Here is a 17,962-nt window from a genome sequence, read left to right on the forward strand (position 1 = left end):
CCGTCAGTCCGCCGGCCCGGTGGTCGTGAGTGCGACCACCGGGCCGAGGACGAAGACGGCCGGCGGACCGATGTCCTCCCGGGCGGCGAGCGCGCCGATCTCGTCCAGCCGGGCCGGCACGGACCGCTGGCCGGGATGCCCGGCGTCCTGCACGGCGAGCACCGGAGTCTCCGGGGCGCGGCCGTGCTCGATCAGCACTGCGGCGATCTTGGCGATGGTGTCGACGGCCATCAGGAGCACGACGGTCCCCCGGGCCCGGGCCAGCGCCGCCCAGTCGACGAGCGAGTCGGGGTGCCCGGGGGGCAGGTGCCCGGAGACCACCGTGACGTCGTGCGCCACTCCCCGGTGGGTGACCGGCACGCCGGCGAGGGCCGGGGCGGCGAGGGCGCTGCTCACCCCGGGGACCACGGTCACCGGCACGCCGGCCGCCACGCAGGCCTGCACCTCCTCGTGGCCGCGTCCGAAGACGTACGGGTCGCCGCCCTTGAGCCGGACCACCCGGCGGCCGGCACGCGCGTGCGTCACCAGGGCCTCGTTGATCGCCTCCTGGGCCATCGACGGGCCGCGGGGCACCTTCGCGGCGTCCACCACCAACACGTCGGGGCGCAGTCCGGCGAGCAGCCCCTGCGGGGCGAGCCGGTCGACCACCACCACGTCGGCGGCGTCGAGCAGGGCCTTTCCACGTACCGTGATCAGGTCGTCGGGTCCCGGCCCTCCGCCGACCACCGCGACCGACCCGTGGCCGTGGTGCTGGCCGTGGTCGTGGTGCTGGCCGTGGTCGTGCCCGTGGTGATGGTGGTGACCGACCGGGTCGTCGGGGTGGTCGTGCGGGCGTTGCGGGCGGCCCACCTTGTCGGCGAAGCCGGGCATCAGCACCCGGTACGCGCAGGTGTCGCAGTTCATCCGGATGTCGCCGCCCAGCGCCTCGGCGTAGCGCTCCCGCACCAGGTCGGCGAGGGCGTCGCAGTCGCCGATCACCTCGGCGACCCGCACGTCCAGGTCGGGGTGGGCGGCGGCGAACTCCGCCGACTGGGCGACGATCCGGTCGGGCAGCACCCCGGCGAACAGGAAGTACGGCGCCACGACGATCCGCCGCGCGCCGAGGCGGCGCAGCCGCTCCAGCACCGCCGGCACCGATGGTTGCGCCAGGGAGACGAAGCCCGGTTCGACACCGGCGTAGCCGCGCCCCTCCCAGAGCAGCCGGGCCACCTTGGCCACCTCGGCGTTGGCGTCCGGGTCGGTGGAGCCCCGCCCGATCAACGCGACCCACGTGCCGGCCCGGTCGGCCGTGTCCGCCGGAACCGAACCCGCCAGCGCCGCGCCGGCCCGATCGGTGCCTGCCAGCGCCGCGCCGGCCCGATCGGTGCCTGCCAGCGCCGCGCCGGCCCGGTCGGTGCCTGCCAGCGCCGCGTCGATGCGGTCGGTGCCCGCCAGCGCCGCGTCGATGCGTTGTTCGAGGGCCTCGTGCAGCAGCGGGTGCGGGCCGAGCGGACGCCCGTAGCGGTAGGTCAGCCCCGGGTGCCGCTCCTGTTCCCGCGCCATCGCGGCGGGGATGTCGCCCTTGCCGTGCCCGGCGGCGGTGAGCACCAGGGGCAGCGCCACAAGTGCCCGGTGCCCGCGCGCGACGAGCGCGCCGACCGCGTCGGTCAGCGGCGGGCGGGACAGCTCGATGAAACCGCCCTCGACGTCGCCGGTGTCACCGCGCCGGCGGACCCGCTCGACGAGGGCGGCGAACTGGTCGACCCCGGCCGCGCTGCGCGTGCCGTGCCCGACGATGACCAACCCGGTCATGACTTCTCCTCGATGTAGAGCAGGGCGTTGAGGGCGGCGGCGGCCACCGCCGAGCCGCCCTTCTCCCCTACGTTCGACACGGCGGGCAGGCCGCTGGCCCGCAGCGCCGCCTTCGACTCGGCGGCCCCCACGAAGCCCACCGGCAGGCCGACGACGAGCGCCGGCGCGGCGTCCAGGGTGAGCAGTTCGACGAGCGCGGTCGGCGCGCAGCCGACCACCCAGACCGCGCCCGGACCGACCCGGTCGAGGGCGATCCGCACGGCCGCCGCCGAACGGGTGATACCGGCCGCGCGGCCCAGCTCGGCGGCGGCCGGCTCGGCGACCGGGCAGACCAACTCCCGGCCGGCGCGGGTGATGCCGGCGGCGACCATCGCCACGTCGGTGACGACGGGCGCCCCGGCGCGCAACGCGGCCAGCCCCGACTCCAGGGCGGCCTCGTCGCAGACCAGCTCGTCGACGTACGCGAGGTCGGCGCTGGCGTGCACCACCCGCTCGGTCACCGCGCGGCTCAGCGGCGGCAGGTGCGACAGGTCGACGCGTTCGCGCAGGATGCGGTACGACTCGACCTCGATCGGATGCACCACCCGGTTCATCGGGCTCCTCCAGCAGGGTCGGGCTCGACGACGCGGATCGCGTCAGGGTCAGCGACGACGCGGATCGCGTCGACGGGGCAGATCTCCAGGCACTCCAGGCAGCCCGTGCACCGGTCGGCGCGGACCGTCAGGCCGCCGGCGACCGGCCGGATCGCGTGCGTGGGGCAGGTGAGCAGGCACGCGCCGCAGCCCTGGCAGGCGTCGATCGTCACGAGCGCCACCGGTACCCCCGAGGTGTCACCATCCGGCCGGCGACCAGCCTCGTGTCGCTGTTGCCGACCACCACCACGCTGTACATGTCGACGACGGTCGGGTCGAGGGTGGCCAGGGTCGCCAGGTGGACCCGTTCGCCGGGGCGGCTGGCGTTGCGGACCACCCCGACCGGGGTGTCCGGTGGCCGGTGGCCGGCGAGGATGCCGAGCGCCTTGCCGAGCTGCCAGTCCCGGGCGCGGCTGCGCGGGTTGTAGAACAGCGTCACGAAGTCACCCTCGGCCGCCGCGGTCACCCGCCGCTCGATGACCTCCCACGGGGTGTGCAGGTCGGACAGGCTCACGTAGGCGTGGTCGTGGCCGAGGGGCGCGCCGAGCAGCGCGCCGGCGGCCAGCGCCGCGGTCACCCCGGGCACGCCCACCACGTCGATGCGCTCGTCGGCGTACTCCAGGGCCGGACTGGCCATCGCGTACACCCCGGCGTCGCCGGAGCCGATCAGCGCGACCGCCCGACCGGCGACGGCCTCGGCGACGGCGGCACGGGCCCGCGCCTCCTCCGCGCCCAGCCCGCTGGACAGCACCCGGGTGCCCGGTCGGAGCACGTCGCGAACCTGGTCGAGGTACTGGTCCAGGCCGACCACCACGGCCGCGCGACGCAGCTCGGCCACCGCGCGAGGGGTGCGCAGGTCGGCGGCGCCGGGTCCGAGCCCGACGACGGCGAGCCGGCCGCGTGGCGCGTGCCGGGCCACCGCCACGGTGGCCATCGCCGTCGCGGTCTTGCCCACCAGCAGCGTGGCGTCCTCCGGCCGGCCCGCCGGGCCGAGCAGCGCTGCGGCCTCCGCGACGCTCGGCGTGCCGACGGCGGCGCGGACCACCTCGCTGGGATGCGGCACGTCGACAGTGGCCAGCCGCGTCGCCGGCCAGGTCACCAGGGGTACGCCGAGCGCGTCGACGGTGCTGCGGATGCCCGCCTCGTCGGCCTTGATGTCGGCGGTGGCCAGGCAGCGCAGGCTCGCCGGGTCGAGGCCGGCCTCGGCCAGCACCCGGTGCAGCAGCTCCGCCACCTCGGCGGCCGGTACGCCCCGACTCGCCCCGACCCCGGCGACAAGCGACGGTGGTCGCAGCACGGCGGTCCGCCCGTCCAGCGGCACCACCCGATCGGTGACCAGCAGCCGGTAACCGGCACCCGCCGCCTCGTCGGTGCCGGCGGTATCGGCGGTATCGGCGCTGTCGGCGGTATCGGCGCTGTCGGCGGTATCGGCGCTGTCGGCGGTATCGGCGCTGTCGGCGCTGTCGGCCCCGATCCCCGTGCCGAGGGGCTGTGGGTGGACATTCGGGGGCAGGGCGGGCAGCGGCCAGTGGGCGTCGGCGAACAGGTGGACCGGTTCGCCGTCCAGGATGGCCCGGGACACCGCGGCGACCGCGCCCTGCACGGGCCAGCCGAGGGTGTCCAGCCCCGGCAGGCCGACCGTGTCGGTGGCGGTGGTGATCACCGGGCGGGCGTCCAGCAGGGCGCCGACCTGCTCGGCGAGGTCGTTGCCGCCGCCGGCGTGCCCGCCCAGCAGTGCCACGGCGTGCCGGGCCGCCTCGTCGACGACCACCACGGCCGGGTCGCTGCGCTTGTCGGTGAGCAGCGGCGCGAGGATCCGCACCACCGCGCCGGTGGCCAGGAACGCGACCACCGCGTCGCACTCCACCCAGGCGGTCCGCAGCGCGTCGGTGACGCTCTCCCCCTCCACCAGACGCGCGTGTGGCCAGGCGGCGGCGACGGTGTGCGCGTGTCGACGGCCGGCGGCGGTGGCCGCCACCAGCCCGATGTGCGCGGGCGGGTTCGGGTGGTTCACGGGCGCTCCCCGGTGAGGACGACCACCGGGTTGGTGGCCGCGAGGCGGATCGACCCACCGGGCAGGTCGGCGAGGCGGGCGGCGGAGAGCTGAGCGCCCTCGACCGGGTAACCGGCGGCGCGCAGCAGACCCACGGCCGGGGCGACCCGGTCCAGGGCGGCCAGGGTGAGCACCACCCGCTCGGGTCGGCGGGCCACCACGGCGGCGAGGACGTCGACCCCGCCGCCACCGACGAAGACCGCGTCCGGCTCGGGCAGGCCGACCAGCGCCTGCGGGGCTCGACCGGTGACGATCCGCACGTCCACCGCGTGCGCCCTCGCGTTGGCCCGGATGGTCGCGCAGGCGTCGGCGTCCTGTTCGACGGCGAGCACGGCCGCGCCGAGCAGCGCGCACTCGATGCCGACCGAGCCGCTGCCCGCGCCGATGTCCCACACCAGCCGGCCCAGTCGGGGGCGGAGCCGGGCGACGACGAGGGCGCGCACCTCCGACTTGGTGATCATGGAGTCGCGGTGGGCGTACCGGCTCTCCGGCAACGCCCAGCCCTCGGCCGGGGCGGCGGCCGGCTGGTTGTCGGCACGCATCCCCCCGAGCACGAACCGATCAGGTGCGGCGTCGGCCGGGTCGGGCACGGCGTCGGCACGGTCGGATGCGGCGTCGGGGCGGTCGGCCGGGTCGGCTGCGGCGAGGCTGAGCAGGACGTGCGGGTCGGCCCAGGTCTCGGCGGCGGCCTGTTCGGGAGTCACCGCGCGGATCCGTTCGGCGTCGGTGCCCAGGTGCTCGGCGACAAGTAGGCGGCGGGACCAGCCGATCAGGCCCTCGCCCAGCTCGGTGGCACCGGCGCCGGGCGCGGTCAGCACCGCGACCAGCGGCAGCGCCCGGCAGGCGTTCAGGGCCGGGCGCGGGTCGCGGCCGTGCGCGGTGACCACGGCGGCGCCGTCCCAGGGCAGGCCGGCGCGGGCGAACGCGGCGGCCACACTGGACACCGCCGGCACCACCCGCAGCGGCAGCCCGGCCGCGCGCAGCCGCCGGACGATGCCGAACAGGCCGGGGTCCCCGCTGGCCAGCACCACGGCCGGCACCCCGGCGGCGACGGCCTCGGCCAACCGGTCCAGGGCGGGGGCGAGTGGCCCGAGGGTGACGGTGTCCGCGCCGGCCGGTACGGGCACCGCGGCCAGGTGCCGCGCAGCCCCGACGACAAGCCCGGCGGCGGCCAGCACCGGTCCGAGGGCGGGGTGTGCCGGTGCGCCGGCAGCGTCCAGGCCGACCACGGTCACGGCGTTCGCCGGGGCCGCCGACGCCCCAGGCGTCACCGAGGCCCCCGCAACCATCCGCGTCATCGGGACCACCGGCCGGACGAGGCGACGACCTGCGCGCCGGCGAAGTCGACCATCGCCACGTCCACGGTGACCGTCGGCCCGGCGAAGCGCCGCAGCACCTGACGGACCCGCTGGCAGAGCAGGTCGCCGGCCGGGGCGAGCAGCCCGGCGGCCTCCCACAGCTCGTACGCGTGCCGCCCGGTGTTCGCCTCGGTCACGGCGGCGACGAGCGTCGGGTCACCACCGGCCTCGGCGGTCACCGCGCCGAGCAGGGACAGGTCCACCTTCGAGCGGGTGTAGTGGGTCATCAGGATGCCCGCCGCGAGTTTGGCCAGCTTGCCGGCCATGCCGACGAAGACCACACCGGTCATCTCGTCACCCACGGCGGCCGTGACGGCGGCCCCGGTGAAGTCACCGACCTCCACGAAGCACACCTCGGGCAGGTCGGGTAGGAGCGCGCGGGCGGCCCGCTCGGTACGCCCGCCGGTGCAGAGCACCACGGTCCGCTCGCCCTGGGCGGCCATCACGTGCACGGCCTGCACGACGCTGGCCCGCCAGGAGGCGGTGGAGAAGGGACGGACGATCCCGGTGGTGCCGAGGATCGAGATGCCGCCGAGGATGCCGAGCCGCCGGTTGGTGGTCTTGCGCGCCATGATCTCGCCGCGGGGCACGCTGATCACCACCCGTACGCCGACCTCGCTGAGGTCGACCACCTCGGCCACCGCGTCGCCGATCATCCGGCGGGGGGTGTCGTTGATCGCCGGGCCGCCGACGGCGAGCCCGAGGCCGGGTTTGGTGACCGTGCCGACGCCGACGCCGCCGGCGAGCCGCAGACCGGGGACGTCGGTCCAGTCCACGGTGGCGGTCAGCTCGGCGCCGTGGGTGACGTCCGGGTCGTCGCCGGCGTCCTTGACCACCACCGCCTCGGCGCGAACCGGTGGCGTGCCGGTCACCTCACAGCGTTCCACTCCGAAGCGCACCCGTTGCCCGGCGGGCAGGCCGATCTCCACGTCCGGCTGAACCTCGCCGGTGACCAGCGCGGTGACCGCCGCCTTGGCCGCCGCCGTCGCGCACGCCCCGGTGGTCCAGCCGGTACGCAGCGCGGTGGGCCGGACCTTCGCGGTACGCGGCAGGTCCGGCTCACGCAGCGGCGGCTCGGCGTACGTCATGGTGTGGCTGTCCCCCCGGTGCGGGCGCTGGCCTGGCGACGCAGCTCGGCACGGGCGGCCGGCTCGGCCCGGCGGAAGGTGTGGAAGTGCCCGGGGTGGTAAAGGTGCGAGCGGGTGCCCTCGGCGGCGAGTGCCGGCCCGACCAGGAAGAGGGTGTGCTTCCACAGCTTGTGCTGCTTGACCGTCGCCTCCAGGGTGCCGACCGTGCAGCGCACCACCAGCTCGTCGGGCCAGGTCGCCTGGTACGCCACCACGGCCGGGGTGTCCTCCGGGTAGCCACCGGCCAGCAGCTCGGCCTGCACCTGCCCGGAACGGGCGGCGGAGAGGAACAGCGCCATCGTGGTGCCGTGCCGGGCGAAGTCGCGGACCCGCTCACCGGGCGGCATCGGGGTCTTGCCACCCTCGAGTCGGGTGAGGATGACCGACTGGGCCACCTCGGGCACGGTCAGCTCCCGCCCGACGATCGCCGCGACGGCGGTGAACGAGGACACCCCGGGCACGATCTCCACGGCCAGGTCGAGTGCCCGGCACACGTCCAGTTGTTCCTGCACCGCGCCCCACAGCGCCGGGTCGCCGGAGTGGATCCGGGCCACGGTCAGCCCCTGCTCGGCGGCCCGCTGGTAGAGCGGCAGCACACCCTCGATGGGCAGCTGCGACGAGTCGACGATCTCCGCGTCGGGGCGGGCGTGGTCGAGCACGTCGGCGTGCACCAGGCTGGCCGCCCAGATCACGATGTCCGCCTCGGCGATCACCCGGGCGGCCCGCAGGGTCAGCAGGTCCGCCGCCCCCGGGCCGGCTCCGACGAACCACACCTTGCCGTCGCTTGTCACAGTTTTCCTCCTCGGTGCTCGCGGCGGGCCGGGACCAGCAGCGTCGACAGGTACGGCAGGTCGTGCGTGGTCTCGTCGACCGGTCCGATGTGTTCACCGGGCAGCCCCAGACTGCGCCCGAGCACCGCGTCGGAGAGCCGGCCCTGTCGGCGCAGCTCGGCGAGCAGCTCCGGGTGCCGCCGCCAGCCCTTGTAGGCGACCACGGTGCCCGGCCCGGCGAGGGCGTCGGCGAACAACGCCAGGTCGGCGGTGGCCGGCAGCAGGGTGAGCGGTTCGCGTCCCTCGCAGAGCGGGGTGCCGCTGCGCGCGGCCAACTCCTGCATGGCGGTGACGCCGGGGACGGTCGCCACCCGCACCGCCGGGCGCAGCGCCCGGACGCTCTGCGCCAGATAACCGAAGGTCGAGTAGACGTTGGGGTCGCCGATGGTGGCGAACACCAGGGACCGTGCGCCCGCGTCGATCGCCTCGACCACCACCCGGGCCGCGTCGTCCCAGGCCGCCGCCCGGCGGGCGGTCACCCCACCCCGGTCGTCCAGGGCGAACGGCAGCCGACGCAACCGGTCCACCGCGACGTGGGACCGGACGGTCGCCTCGGCCCGCCCGGCGTCCGCCCCTGCCGGCGTCGCGGCGGCGGTCGCGGTGGTCGCGACCCGATCCGCCATCACGGGTACGAAGACCAGCTCGGCCTCGCGCAGCACCCGCACCGCCTTGACGGTGAGCAGTTCCGGGTCACCCGGGCCGACCCCCACCCCGGTCAACGTGGCGTCGCCGGCCCGGCTCGCGTCGGCGCTCATCGGCACGCCTCGACCAGTCGACGGGCCGCGTCCGGGTGACCGGCCCAGTGGGTGTGCAGGTAGGAGGCGTGCACCCGACGGCTCACGAAGCCGTGCTGCGTGTCGTCCCAGCGCCACGCCGGCCGGTCGCCGTGCCCCGGGTCGGTGGTGGTGCGGTGGAACTCGTGGCCGCGTACGCCCTCGCCGGCGCGGGCCACCGGGGAGTCGGTGACGGCCACGGCCTCGCGGTAGCCGAGGGTGAGCCGGCCGGTCATCCGGGCGGTCAGGTCCAGCCGTCCGCACATCGGTACGCCGTCCAGGGACCGCCCGAGGTAGAGCAGCCCGGCGCACTCGGCCACGATCGGCCCGTCGAACTCGGCCAGCTCGGCGCGGAGCGTGGCGTTGCCGGCCAGCGCCTCCGCGTACGCCTCGGGGAAGCCACCGCCGATGACCACCGCACGGGTGCCGGCGGGCAGCATGGGGTCGCGCAGCGGGTCGACGGTGACCACGTCCGCGCCGGCCGCGGTGAGCAGTTCGGCGGTCTCCGCGTACGAGAAGGTGAAGGCCGGACCACCGGCGAGCGCGACCCGTGGCCGCTCGACGCCGGCCGGCCCGCCGACGGCGGCGACCGGGTCCCACGCCGGGGCGGTCAGCGGCGGTGCGCTGCGGGCCAGGTCGAGCACCGCGTCGAGGTCCACGGTGGCCTCGACCAGTTCGGCCAGCGCGGTGACGATCGCCAGGGACTCGGGTGCCCGCTCGGCGACCGGGACCAGCCCGAGGTGCCGGGCCGGCGCGGCCACCTCGACGGCGCGGGTGACGGCCCCGAGCACCGGTACGCCCACCTCGGCGAGGGCGTCGCGCAGCAGCGTCTCGTGTCGGGGTGAGCCGACCCGGTTGAGGATCACCCCGCCGATCCGTACGGCCGGGTCGAAGGCGGCCATGCCCAGTGTCAGCGCGGCGGCCGAGCGGCCCTGCGCGGTGGTGTCCAGCACCAGCAGCACGGGCGCGTCGATCAGCCGGGCGACGTGCGCGGTGGAGGCGTAGTCGCGGCGGCCCACGGCACCGTCGTGCAGGCCCATGACGCCCTCGACGACGGCGATGTCGGCAGGTGTCGGCACGCTCGCGCCGTGGCGCAGCAGAGCGGCGATCCGCTCGGCCCCGACCAGGAACGGGTCGAGGTTGCGCCCGGGCCGCCCGGCGGCGAGCGCGTGGTAGCCGGGGTCGATGTAGTCGGGGCCGACCTTGTGCGGGCTGACCGTCAGGCCCCGACGGCGCAGCGCGGCGAGCAGCCCGGTGGCGACGGTCGTCTTACCGTGGCCGCTGGCCGGCGCGGCGACCACCAGCCGGGGCAGCGCCCAGGGTGCGCTCACCACTCGATGCCCTTCTGGCCCTTCTGGCCGGCGTCCATCGGGTGCTTGACCTTGGTCAGCTCGGCCACCAGGTCGGCGGCGGCGACCAGACGCGGGTCGGCGTCCCGACCGGTGATCACGACGTGTTGGAAGCCGGGCCGGTCGGCCAGGGTGGCGACCACCTCGTCGACGTCCACCCAGCCCCACTTCATCGGGTAGGTGAACTCGTCCAGCACGTACAACCCGTAGCGCTCGGCGGCCAGGTCACGCTGAATCTGCCGCCAGCCCTCCAGGGCGTCGGCGGCGTGGTCGGCCTCGCCGCCGCGCTGGATCCACGACCAGCCCTCGCCCATCTTGTGCCAGGCCACCGGCGCGCCCTCGCCGGTGCGCTCGTGCACGGCGCCGAGCGCCCGGAAGGCGTTCTCCTCCCCCACCCGCCACTTGGCGCTCTTGACGAACTGGAACACGCCGATCGGCAGACCGGCCGTCCAGGCCCGCAACGCCAACCCGAAGGCCGCCGTCGACTTCCCCTTCATCTGCCCGGTGTGGACGATCAGCAGGGGTCGGTGCCGCCGCTGCCGGGTGGTCAACCCGTCGAGAGGCACCGAACTCGGTTGTCCCTGCGGCATCAGGCAACGCTCCTGTCGGTGGTGGGGCCGGTCGAGATCTTGGAAGGAATGCGCCCCTGGGAGGGCCGTTTCCCTCCAAGATCTCCACGGGGCGGGGCTTGGGGGGCGAGGGCCACGTCACTCAGGGGGCGGCACGGGGCTTGCAGTTGAGTTGCCAGGCGGTTCGCCAGGTTGAGGCGGACGGGACCCGACTCGCAGTCGACGACCACGCAGGGCGCCGCCGTCGCGGCCAGCACCTTCGCCGCTGCCGCCGCGCGGTCCAGCGGACGGTGACCCGCGGTGGCTCGGCCGTCGGTGACGATGAGCACCAGCGGGCGGCGCTTCGGGTCGCGCAGGCGTTCCAGCCGCAGCAGATCCGCGGCGGCGAGCAGCCCCTCGGCCAGCGGCGTACGCCCGCCGGTGGGCAACTCGGCCAGCCGGGTCGAGGCGGCCAGCACCGACGAGGTCGCCGGCAGCAGAGTCCGCGCGCCGGCACCCCGGAACGCGATCACCGCGACCTTGTCCCGCCGCTGGTACGCGTCGGTGAGCAGGGCGAGGACCGCGTCCTTGACGGCGGTCATCCGCTGCCGGGCGCCCATCGAGCCACTCGCGTCCACCACGAACAGCACCAGGTTGCCCTCGCGTCCCTCGCGAACCGCCTCGCGCACGTCGTCCGGGCGCAGTCGCAGCGGACCGCTGCGCCGGCCCCGGACCGCCTGGTGCGGCGCGGCGGCGCGGATCGTGGCCGGCAGGTGCAGCGCGCCGACCCGGCCCGCCGGCACCCGCGCGCCGGTGGTGCGACCCCGTCCGGTGCGCGCCCGCGACCGCCGGCCCGGCACCCCGTCACCCACACCGGGCGCGGTGAGCACCCGCGCCTTCAACCCACCCCGGGGTACGGCCACCGACTGGGACTCCCCGCCGCGAGTCGGGTCGTCGTCACCGGTCGCCGGTTCCCGGCCGGCGCGCATCCGCGCGTTCTGGTCGTCGGCGCGCCGGTCGTCCGCCGGGCGCTGCGGCCAGCCGTCGTCGTCGCCCCGGTCGCCCGTCTGCTGCTGCGGCCGACCGCCGGCACCGTCCGGGCCGTCGGTGCCCCCGTCCGGACCACTGCCGTCCCACGCCGCCGAGTGCTCGGCCGACTCGGGTCCACCCTGGTCGACACCGTCACCGCCCTGCGGGCCGTTGCCGTTCGGGCCCCCGCCACCGACCGGGCCACCGCCGTTCGGGCCACCGCCGCCGGCCGGGCCACCGCCGTTCGGGCCACCGTCGCCGGCCGGGCCGCCGCCCCGCGGGCCGGTGTCGTCCGGGCCACGGTCGTCGGGGCCGTCGTCGTCCGGCTCGTCGGGGTGGGCGTCCTGGGCACGCTGCAACGCCTCGTCGAGGCGTTTCTCGTCCAGCCCCGGGGTGTCGAACGGGTCGCGACGGCGACGGTGCGGCAGAGCCAGCCGGGCGGCCACCCGGACGTCGTCCACGGTGACCCGGTCGCGACCGTGCCAGGCGGCGTGCGCGAGAGCGGCACGGGCGGTGACGATGTCGGCGCGCATCCCGTCCACGTCGAACGCGGCGCACACCTCGGCGATCTGTCGCAGCGCGGCGTCCGGCAGGCGTACCCCGGGAAGTCGGCGGCGGGCGGCGGCCACCTGGGCGGCGATCTCCGCGTCGGCGTCGGCCCAGCGGGCGGCGAACCCGGCCGGGTCGGCGTCGGCGGCAAGCCGGCGGCGAACCACCTCGACCCGCACCTCCGGGTCCCGGCTGGCGCCCACCTCCACGGTGAGCCCGAACCGGTCGAGCAACTGCGGACGCAGCTCCCCCTCCTCCGGGTTCATCGTGCCGACCAGCAGGAACCGGGCCGCGTGGCTGACCGAGACACCCTCCCGCTCGACGTGGCTGCGACCCATCGCCGCCGCGTCCAGCAGCAGGTCCACGAGGTGGTCGTGCAGCAGGTTGACCTCGTCGACGTAGAGCACCCCCCGGTGGGCGGCGGCGAGCAGACCCGGCTCGAAGGCGCGGACGCCCTCACCGAGGGCCTTCTCCAGGTCCAGCGAGCCGACCACCCGGTCCTCGGCGGCACCGACCGGCAACTCCACCAGGCGGGCCGGACGGGTCTCGGCGGTGGCGTCGGCCGGATGCGGCCCGTCCGGGCAGGCCGGGTCCGGCTCGGCCGGGTCACAGCCGAAGCGGCAGCCGGCGACCCGGCGGACCGGGGGCAGCAGCGCGGCCAGGGCGCGCACGGCGGTGGACTTGGCGGTCCCCTTCTCCCCCCGGACCAGCACCCCGCCGATCGCCGGGGACACCGCGTTGAGCAGCAGCGCCAGCCGCATGTCGGCCATGCCGAGCACCGCACTGAACGGGTAGACCGTCATGCCCGATCCTCCAGGTCGCCCTCGCTGGCCAGGTACGTGTCGCGCAGCCGGTCCAGGGTGTCCGGCTCGGGTTTGGCCCACAGCCCCCGGTCGGCGGCCTCCAACAGGCGCTCGGTGATGCCGCGCAGCGCCCACGGGTTGGACTGCTCCAGGAACTGCCGGGTGGTGTCGTCGAACAGGTACGCGGCGGCCAGGTGCTCGTACATCCAGTCGTCGACGACGCCGGCGGTGGCGTCGTAGCCGAACAGGTAGTCCACCGTGGCCGCCAGCTCGAACGCGCCCTTGTAGCCGTGCCGGCGCATCGCCGCGATCCACTTCGGGTTGACCACCCGGGCGCGGAAAACCCGCCGGGTCTCCTCGCCCAGCGTGCGGGTGCGCACGTCGTGCGGCATCGCCGAGTCACCCACGTACGCCTGCGGTGACGTGCCGGTGAGGTGACGGACCATCGCCACCATCCCGCCGTGGTACTGGAAGTAGTCGTCGGAGTCGACGATGTCGTGCTCGCGGGTGTCCTGGTTCTTCACCGCCACCGCGATCCGGGCGAAGGAGCGTTCCATGTCGGCGCGCGCCTCCCGCCCGTCCAGGCCCCGGCCGTACGCGTAGCCGCCCCACACCGCGTACACCTCGGCCAGGTCGGCGTCGCTGCGCCAGGTCCGCGCGTCGATCAGGGGCAGCAGGCCCGCGCCGTACGCCCCCGGCTTGGAACCGAAGATCCGGGCGGTGGCCCGCCGCTCGTCACCGTGCTCGGCCAGGTCGGCGGCTACGTGCGCCCGCAGGTAGTTGTCCTCGTCCGGCTCGTCCAGGGCGGCGACCCGCCGCACGGCGTCGTCGAGCAGCGCCACCACGTGCGGGAACGCGTCGCGGAAGAAGCCGGAGATGCGTACGGTCACGTCGACGCGCGGCCGGCCCAGCTCGGCGGTCGGCACCACCTCGATGCCGGTGACCCGCCGCGACCGGTCGTCCCACACCGGCCGGCAGCCCAGCAGCGCGAGCACCTCGGCGATGTCGTCGCCCTGGGTGCGCATCGCGCTGGTGCCCCAGACGGTCAGACCCACCGAGCGGGGGTACGCCCCGGTGTCGGCGAGGTGCCGGGCCAGCAACGAGTCGGCGAGGGCCACCCCGACGTCCCAGGCGTTGCGGCTGGGGATGGCCTTGGGGTCGACGGAGTAGAAGTTGCGGCCGGTGGGCAGCACGTTGACCAGGCCCCGGGTGGGTGAACCGGACGGGCCGGGCGGCACGAACCGCCCGTCGAGCGCGCCGAGGGTGTTGGTCAGTTCGTCGGTGGTCCGGTCCAGCCGGGGCACCAGCTCGGTGGCGGCGAAGTGCAGCACGGCGGCGACGTCCGGGATCGACTGGCCGGTCACCTCGGTGACCACCGCGTCGACGGCCTCGGCGTCCCAGCCCAGCGTCTCCATGCCGAGGACCAACCGCCGGGCGAGGGCCTCGATCAGGTCGACGGCGTCGGCGGCGGTGCCGGCCGGCCCGTCCACCACGTCGGTCAGCGCCGTGGGCACCGCCAGTCGTTCGCCCGGTGCCGCGAGCAGCTCCTGCTCGTCGAGGGAGTACGCGACGGCGAGCGCCTGCCGCAGGCCGGGCAGGGAGCGGGCGCCACCCCAGATCTGCGGGGCGCGCAGCACAGCGAGGACCAGGTTGACCCGGGGCTCACCGGTGGGCGCGTCGGCGAGGATGTGCAGCCCGTCGCGGATCTGCACGTCCTTGACCTCGCAGAGGTACCCGTCGAGGTGCAGCACGAACTCGTCGAAGTCGTCCGCGTCGGGCATCGCCTCGGCGTGCAGGTCGTGGTGCAGCTCCGCCGCGCGTACGAGGTCCCAGATCTGCGCCCGCACGGTGGGCACCTTCGCCGGGTCGAGGGCCTGCACGGTGGCGTACTCGTCGAGCAGTTGCTCCAGTTTGGCCAGGTCGCCGTAGGTTTCGGCGCGGGCCATCGGCGGCACCAGGTGGTCGATGACCACGGCGTGCGCTCGGCGCTTGGCCTGGGTGCCCTCGCCGGGGTCGTTGACGATGAACGGGTAGACCAGCGGCAGGTCACCGAGGACCGCGTCGGGGGCGCAGTCGGCGGCCAGGCCGAGGCCCTTGCCGGGCAGCCACTCCAGGGTGCCGTGCTTGCCCAGGTGCACCACGGCGTCCGCGCCGAAGCCGCCGTCCGCGAGCGGGGCGGCCAGCCAGCGGTACGCGGCCAGGTAGTGGTGACTCGGCGGCAGGTCCGGGTCGTGGTAGATGGCGATCGGGTTCTCCCCGAAGCCGCGCGGCGGTTGGATCAGCAGCACCACGTTGCCGAAGCGCAGCCCGGCGAGGACGATGTCGCCGCTCTCGGTGTAGAGCTGGCCGGGCGGCTCACCCCAGTGTTCCCGCATCCGCTCGCGCAGCTCGGCGGGGACCTGGTCGAACCACCGCCGGTAGGTCTGCCCCGGTATCCGGGCCTCGGCGGCGGCCAACTGCTCCGGGGTGAGCCACTCTACGTCGTGTCCACCGGCGGCGATCAGCGCGTGGATCAGGGCGTCGCCGTCGTCGGGCACCGGCGCGTCGCCCAGGTGGTAGCCGGCCTCGGCGAGCGCGGCGAGCAGTCGGACCGCCGAGACCGGGGTGTCCAGCCCGACGGCGTTGCCGACCCGGGAGTGCTTGGTGGGGTACGAGCTGAGCACCACGGCGACCCGCTTGTCGGCGGCGGGCACGTACCGCAGCCGGGCGTGGCGCACGGCGATCCCGGCGACCCGGGCGGCCCGGTCGGCGTCGGCCGCGTAGACCGACAGCCCGTCGGCGTCGATCTGCTTGAACGAGAACGGCACACTGACGATCCGGCCGTCGAACTCGGGGATGGCCACCTGCATCGCCGCGTCCAACGGGGACAGCCCGGCGTCGCTGCCGGCCCACTGCTCGCGGGTGCTGGTCAGGCAGAGCGCCTGGATGATCGGCACGTCCAGGGCGGCCAGGGCGCCGACGTCCCAGGCGTCCTCGTCGCCGCCCCCGGAGGCGTCCGCGGCGACTGCGCCACCGGCGGCCAGCACGGTGACCAGCAGCGCGTCGCAGCGGGCGAAGAGCCCGAGCGGTCCCGCGCCGGTGGTCAGCCCTCGCAGCGAGCCGCAGAAGATCGGCAGCGGGTTGCCGCCGGCGTTGTGGACCGCGTCCGCGAGGACGTCGACGAACCCGGTGTTGCCGGCCAGCGCGTGCGCCCGGTAGAAGACGATCCCCACGGTGGGCCGCTGCGGGTCGGTCGGGTGCTCGCCGTGCACGCCGTACGCGGGGGTGGGCGCGGGTGGGGCGAACCCCTCGCCGGTGAGCAGCACCGTGTCGGAGAGGAACCGGGCCAACTGCCCGAGGTTGTCCGGCCCACCCTCGACGAGGTACGCCAGCGCCTGGGTGACGACCCCGGACGGCACTGTGGAGATGGCCATCAGCTCCGCGTCGGGCAGCGCCTCGCCGCCGAGCACGACCGTCGGCACACCGGTGGCGAGCACCGCGGCGAGGCCGTCCGGCCACGCCTGCCGACCGCCGAGCAGGCGTACGACGACGAGGTCGACCCCGTCGAGCAGGGCGGGTACCTCGTCGGCGGCGACCCGCGCGGGGTTGGCGAGCCGGTAGTCGGCGCCGCTGGCTCGGGCGGCCAGCAGGTCGGTGTCGGCGGTGGAGAGCAGCAGGATGCGCACGGCGGGCTCCGGGGAGTCACGCCCTGGCCGCTCACGGAGGCGACCTGGACGAAGCGGGTGGGTGCGGCGTCAGCCGGTACGACGGCGCGGCCGGACGCACCGACACGGGCGTCGGGGCCGGTCAGCGCCGGGCGCTCGGCTCAGCGGTGCCGGAAGCCAGTGCCCCGGAGTGCAGTGCGACGATGATCGTCGATGAATGAGACGCCGTGCGTCATCGGGTCCTCCTCGGGTGTCCACGCCCTGGGGTACATCCCGACGGCCGAAGTATCCTGGCTTCCGGATCGACGCTCTCCCCCGGCCTTCCAACCGCAGACACACGGTCGTGACTCACGAGGGGGGATCGCTCCCCGGTGACAGTGGCGGGACCGCGTCGGAATCGCACCGACTTCCTTCACTGCCGTCAGGCCGCGAATGCTGCCACACCCCTCCGCCGCCGGTCAACGCCGACCCGACGTCGCGAAGCGGGCGACATCCATCGAAAACTACCAATGGTTGCGGGCGAGGAAGCCCTGCTTCGCCGGCGTCAGGTCAATGTGCCGCGTCCTTTGCTCTGCTTCAACCCGCGCAACAATGCGACGCCTTACTGGTGCGTCGGTTGAAGCAGAGCAAAGGACGCGCGCACGTCCCCTGGCCTGCGCCTATCGTTCGCGGGACGGTGGCATCCGGCGCGGTCACCTAGGATCGGTGATCACTGGCCCAACGTCCGCGATCAATCTCGGGGGTCGATCACCATCAGCGCCGCCCGATTCCACCACCTCGCCGGTCGGGTCTGGATCTGCCCTGGCGGCTCGGACCCGGACGCGGTCCAGGCCGGCGTCGCCGTCGTCGCCGACGAGCACGGCAGTGTGATGATCGACGCTGGGCAGAGCCCCGCGCACGCCCGGGAGATCCAGGCCGCGCTGGCCGCCGCAGGCCTTCCGCAGCCGCGCTGGCTCGTCTACACCCACCACCACTGGGACCACGTCTGGGGCGCCTGCGCCTGGCCCGGAGTGGAGATCGTCGGGCACGAGACGGCCGTACCGTTGCTGCGCGCCGAGGCCGCCCGCCCGTGGAGTCACCGCTACCTGCGCGAGCAGGTACACGCCGATCCACGCCTCGGCCCGAGCTTCCGGGCCCGGGCGCTCGCGGTGGACTCCTGGGAGGATTTCGCTATCCTGCCGCCCACCCGGGTCTTCGCCGATCTGGACGAGCTGCCGGTCGGGGTTCGGCTACGCCACGTCGGCGGCGGCCACGCGACGGACTCGACGGTGGTGCTGGTGCCGGACTCGGGCGTCATGCTGCTGGGCGACTGCTTCTACCCGCCGCCGGCACACCTGCGCCGACCGGAGGACGGCATCGACCTCGACTTGGTCCGGCGACTGCTCGACGACACCTACCACTGGTACGTCTCCAGCCACGCCGAGCCGATGACACGTGAGCAGGCCCGCTCGGTCGTCGAGGCCGCCTGAGCGGACG

Annotated in this window: 13 protein-coding genes and 1 riboswitch; of the genes, 1 reads left to right on the top strand and 12 read right to left on the bottom strand. The window is 75.3% G+C overall.

Going from position 1 to position 17,962, the window contains the following annotated elements:
- Positions 1–3 precede the first annotated feature (3 nt).
- From cobA to cobN, 12 genes are read right to left on the bottom strand one after another with little or no spacing between them, the layout of a single operon-like run.
- Positions 4–1,791 (bottom strand): uroporphyrinogen-III C-methyltransferase, encoded by a 1,788-nt coding sequence (cobA, locus tag AB0C25_RS11345; protein ID WP_357372057.1) that lies wholly within the window; start codon positions 1,789–1,791, stop codon positions 4–6.
- A complete protein-coding gene (locus tag AB0C25_RS11350) occupies positions 1,788–2,384 on the bottom strand; it encodes a precorrin-8X methylmutase (protein WP_357372059.1) in 597 nt (198 codons plus the stop codon). The genes cobA and AB0C25_RS11350 overlap by 4 nt, the downstream gene beginning before the upstream one ends.
- The gene (locus AB0C25_RS11355; RefSeq protein WP_357372061.1) at positions 2,381–2,596 is read right to left on the bottom strand and encodes a 4Fe-4S binding protein; all 216 of its coding nucleotides are present in this window, start codon (positions 2,594–2,596) and stop codon (positions 2,381–2,383) included. The genes AB0C25_RS11350 and AB0C25_RS11355 overlap by 4 nt, the downstream gene beginning before the upstream one ends.
- A complete protein-coding gene (gene cobJ / locus AB0C25_RS11360) occupies positions 2,593–4,437 on the bottom strand; it encodes a precorrin-3B C(17)-methyltransferase (protein ID WP_357372063.1) in 1,845 nt (614 codons plus the stop codon). The genes AB0C25_RS11355 and cobJ overlap by 4 nt, the downstream gene beginning before the upstream one ends.
- The gene (gene cbiE / locus AB0C25_RS11365) at positions 4,434–5,765 is read right to left on the bottom strand and encodes a precorrin-6y C5,15-methyltransferase (decarboxylating) subunit CbiE (RefSeq protein ID WP_357372716.1); all 1,332 of its coding nucleotides are present in this window, start codon (positions 5,763–5,765) and stop codon (positions 4,434–4,436) included. Before cbiE ends, cobJ begins: the two co-directional genes overlap by 4 nt.
- 5 nt (positions 5,766–5,770) lie before the next feature.
- Positions 5,771–6,922, bottom strand: a complete 1,152-nt coding sequence (locus AB0C25_RS11370) for a cobalt-precorrin-5B (C(1))-methyltransferase (protein ID WP_357372065.1) — start codon at positions 6,920–6,922, stop codon at positions 5,771–5,773.
- The gene (cobM, locus tag AB0C25_RS11375) at positions 6,919–7,752 is read right to left on the bottom strand and encodes a precorrin-4 C(11)-methyltransferase (RefSeq protein ID WP_357372067.1); all 834 of its coding nucleotides are present in this window, start codon (positions 7,750–7,752) and stop codon (positions 6,919–6,921) included. Before cobM ends, AB0C25_RS11370 begins: the two co-directional genes overlap by 4 nt.
- A complete protein-coding gene (cobI, locus tag AB0C25_RS11380; RefSeq protein WP_357372069.1) occupies positions 7,749–8,546 on the bottom strand; it encodes a precorrin-2 C(20)-methyltransferase in 798 nt (265 codons plus the stop codon). Before cobI ends, cobM begins: the two co-directional genes overlap by 4 nt.
- The gene (locus AB0C25_RS11385) at positions 8,543–9,898 is read right to left on the bottom strand and encodes a cobyrinate a,c-diamide synthase (protein ID WP_357372072.1); all 1,356 of its coding nucleotides are present in this window, start codon (positions 9,896–9,898) and stop codon (positions 8,543–8,545) included. The genes cobI and AB0C25_RS11385 overlap by 4 nt, the downstream gene beginning before the upstream one ends.
- Positions 9,892–10,503, bottom strand: a complete 612-nt coding sequence (gene cobO, locus AB0C25_RS11390) for a cob(I)yrinic acid a,c-diamide adenosyltransferase (RefSeq protein ID WP_357372074.1) — start codon at positions 10,501–10,503, stop codon at positions 9,892–9,894. Before cobO ends, AB0C25_RS11385 begins: the two co-directional genes overlap by 7 nt.
- Positions 10,503–12,842 (bottom strand): VWA domain-containing protein, encoded by a 2,340-nt coding sequence (locus tag AB0C25_RS11395; RefSeq protein ID WP_357372076.1) that lies wholly within the window; start codon positions 12,840–12,842, stop codon positions 10,503–10,505. The genes cobO and AB0C25_RS11395 overlap by 1 nt, the downstream gene beginning before the upstream one ends.
- Entirely contained in the window at positions 12,839–16,507 is a 3,669-nt protein-coding gene (gene cobN / locus AB0C25_RS11400; protein WP_357372078.1) for a cobaltochelatase subunit CobN, read from the bottom strand. Before cobN ends, AB0C25_RS11395 begins: the two co-directional genes overlap by 4 nt.
- Before the next feature lie 262 nt (positions 16,508–16,769).
- A riboswitch (cobalamin riboswitch) is annotated at positions 16,770–16,899 on the bottom strand.
- A 381-nt stretch (positions 16,900–17,280) separates the two neighbouring features.
- Here cobN and AB0C25_RS11405 point away from each other — a divergent pair.
- Positions 17,281–17,955 carry an MBL fold metallo-hydrolase gene (locus AB0C25_RS11405; protein WP_357372718.1) on the top strand — a complete coding sequence of 225 codons (675 nt, stop codon included), beginning with the start codon at positions 17,281–17,283 and terminating at the stop codon, positions 17,953–17,955.
- Positions 17,956–17,962 lie beyond the last annotated feature (7 nt).

The organism is Micromonospora sp. NPDC048839 (genome assembly GCF_040649915.1).
In the GTDB taxonomy this organism is placed as follows: domain Bacteria; phylum Actinomycetota; class Actinomycetes; order Mycobacteriales; family Micromonosporaceae; genus Micromonospora.

Coding starts and splice junctions, on each gene's coding strand:
- cobA (WP_357372057.1), bottom strand. CDS start 1,791: ATGACCGGGTTGGTCATCGTCGGGCACGGCACGCGCAGCGCGGCCGGG.
- AB0C25_RS11370 (WP_357372065.1), bottom strand. CDS start 6,922: ATGACGTACGCCGAGCCGCCGCTGCGTGAGCCGGACCTGCCGCGTACC.
- cobO (WP_357372074.1), bottom strand. CDS start 10,503: ATGCCGCAGGGACAACCGAGTTCGGTGCCTCTCGACGGGTTGACCACC.
- cobI (WP_357372069.1), bottom strand. CDS start 8,546: ATGAGCGCCGACGCGAGCCGGGCCGGCGACGCCACGTTGACCGGGGTG.
- cbiE (WP_357372716.1), bottom strand. CDS start 5,765: ATGGTTGCGGGGGCCTCGGTGACGCCTGGGGCGTCGGCGGCCCCGGCG.
- AB0C25_RS11395 (WP_357372076.1), bottom strand. CDS start 12,842: ATGACGGTCTACCCGTTCAGTGCGGTGCTCGGCATGGCCGACATGCGG.
- AB0C25_RS11350 (WP_357372059.1), bottom strand. CDS start 2,384: ATGAACCGGGTGGTGCATCCGATCGAGGTCGAGTCGTACCGCATCCTG.